The sequence below is a fragment of the Methanobacterium formicicum genome (assembly GCF_029848115.1).
In the GTDB taxonomy this organism is placed as follows: Archaea; Methanobacteriota; Methanobacteria; order Methanobacteriales; family Methanobacteriaceae; genus Methanobacterium; species Methanobacterium formicicum.
Genome location: NZ_JARVXG010000012.1, coordinates 1 through 2,500 on the forward strand (window position 1 = coordinate 1; position 2,500 = coordinate 2,500).

Genomic DNA, 2,500 nt, shown 5'->3' on the forward strand with positions numbered 1-2,500 from the left:
AGCCTTTAAATTTAAAGGCTGTATTGTTTAAGGGGTTTATTCCATGGCTTCAAGTTTTTCAGGGAGGTAGGTTTCAACCACGTACTCCAGTCCATACTTAGAAAAGGACTGCTGTTCTGCTTTTTTCCCGATCTTGAGCATTTTCTTGATTTCCAGCTGCCAGGCTTCGTCCTTGTACCGGGGGTCCTTAGAAAGTTCTTTGAGCCTTAAAACGTCAATATCTTTAAGGGGGTCCGTGGGAAGATCGTAGTTAATGATATCAGAGGCAGTCACACCCAGGAACTTGGCATCAGGAGTGGCCAGTTGATGGTTAACGTGGGCCAGTTTGGCACTTCCACTGATGATAACCATGGCGATGTGGAATCCCCAGGGGTCTCCGTCGTTACAGATATAAACCGGTAGATTGAGTTCTTCATTGACACGTTTAAGGAAACGCCGGGTTGCACGGGCAGCCTGGCCCTTTAACCCCACGATCAAACTGTCGAACTTTTTGTAGGCATTTTCCTGGACCATACGGTGGAACATCCCCATGGTTTCCACGGCAATTACCCTTTGCACGTCATGGTCCACGAAGTCCACTTCATCGATGGTGGGGGAGATGGTGTAACCAGATTTACCTGCCTTAAGTGCGTTGATTTCTACGTCGTCATCTTTGAGTGTAATGTTTCCATATACTGAAGCTCCGTCTTCTTCTGGCATGAGGCCCAGGTCTTCACGGGTCGTTCCCAGGGTCACCTCCAGGTCTTCACCCACGATGTTGGATTCCTGCTGGTCTCCAAAGTCCACGTCCCATCCTTCCGAAACATAGTACATCTCCCTTAAAGTGGCAGTTTTTCCCCGGCGAACCAGGTCCTTACAGAAATTGGCCACGTAAACCATTTGGGCCATTTTACTGATCTGCTTAACATTTCCCAGGGATCTTTGCCCGTAGCGATCTCCCAGGACATAGTAACGTTTCTCAGTATCGTAGACTATGTTGGATGTTCCACGGGAGGGAACCTTGATTTTGGGGACTTGATTTTTATTAACGTCCTCCAGTATTGTGTCACCCAAACTTTTGAGCTTGTTAACGGTAATATCTTTCTTATTCATCTTGAACCACATCTTCTTGAACCACTTCTTCGTATTTGGCTCGGCGCGTGACTTTAGCTAACACGGTATCATATTCAGGAACATCCTTCTCAGCTAAAACTGCCGCTTCACGGATTATTACTGGAACAAGGCTTTCAAAAACCTTAGCCCTCATTGCTTCCTCTTTAGCTGCTTTTTTGGAACGCAGGTATTTTTGCATGCCCCGGGCGATCTTCATGGTGGCCTGCCGGACTTCGTGGAGAATATCTGGTTCCGGGGCCACACTCTGTTTACCAGTGGAAAGGTAGGGTACGTTGGTGGATATGATGTTCACAAAAACAGTTATGGGTGCGTTATCTAGATCCCTGATACCGTAACGTTTCCAATCTATGCTTTTCAGGGCTTCGGTGATGGCACAGCTTCCCTGGTCAAAGGCCAGAGGCACCCGGTTAGCGAAACGCATTATCTCTGCTTTTCTTTGGTCTCCTACCATTCTTCCGGAATCCCCACCATAGGCAATACCAGCTTCTATAATGAATGAAACCCCTCCCCGGAATGTTTTTGGTTTCCGGGTGGTGGTGGCCACGAATTCTGGGTTTAATATTTCTCTGATCCCCTTTTCTATCTGTTCCTTACCAATGGGTATGAGTCCCGAGGTAGGTGGGGCCATGAAATCCATCTTGGCGAAGGTTTCCACGATCTCTTCTGCTTCATCCCATTTCATGTCCTTAGGACGTTTGTTAAGGTCAATACCAGTGACCTTTTCCACTTCGTTCACCCTTTTGGCCGACATCCGGGATAGGTTACTGGTTAATAAACTGCGGAAACGGCGTTTATCAGTGTGTTTGGCCATGAATATCAGGTCATCAGCAGTTACTCCTTTAGGGTGAGGCAGTACCTCCTTGGGTAATGGGGGGATGATATCTGAGGCTCGGTTAAATATGTATTTATGGCCCGTAGGGTCCCGGAAGGTGATCTTGGCGTGGGGGTTCCCGATTATGGTCCTACGGATGTATTCATAGGCACCCTGTTCTGAAAGGGAGTAAGATACATCTTTAAAGTGCAGTTCAATGGAAACACCGGTGGATTGCACATCTGCTGCTTTTCTTTCTAAGATCAGGCCTTTGTTGGTTTTAACGTCCATCTTAAAGGTCATCTCAACTCCTTTAAGCTGGTCACCCTCCATATATCCGGACACAACTTTGGCTGGTTTTCCAGTGGTCATCTGTGATAACAGAACACATCCACTGCACCCTAATCCCTGTTGCCCACGGGATTGGATGTTTCTGAATTTGGAACCAGCAAACATGGTACAGTATACCTTGGTAATGTAGCGTTCAGGTATTCCTGGTCCATTATCAGTGTGTCTAAGTATGTAATGATCTTTATCCAAACGTTTGAGGTCTATTTTTATTTCTGGTAGTATTCC

2 protein-coding genes (1 of these 2 cut by a window edge) are annotated in these 2,500 nt (G+C 46.7%); both read right to left on the reverse strand.

The window, feature by feature from the left end; genetic code table 11:
- Positions 1 to 36: 36 nt before the first annotated feature.
- Positions 37 to 1,092 (reverse strand): DNA topoisomerase IV subunit A, encoded by a 1,056-nt coding sequence (locus tag QC759_RS00375; protein WP_048071833.1) that lies wholly within the window; start codon positions 1,090 to 1,092, stop codon positions 37 to 39.
- On the reverse strand, positions 1,085 to 2,500 hold the 3' portion of the coding sequence (top6B, locus tag QC759_RS00380; RefSeq protein ID WP_048071832.1) for a DNA topoisomerase VI subunit B. Its footprint extends 165 nt past the window's final position; the window shows 1,416 of its 1,581 coding nt (coding positions 166-1,581); its start codon lies off the right edge, out of view; its stop codon occupies positions 1,085 to 1,087. The genes QC759_RS00375 and top6B overlap by 8 nt, the downstream gene beginning before the upstream one ends.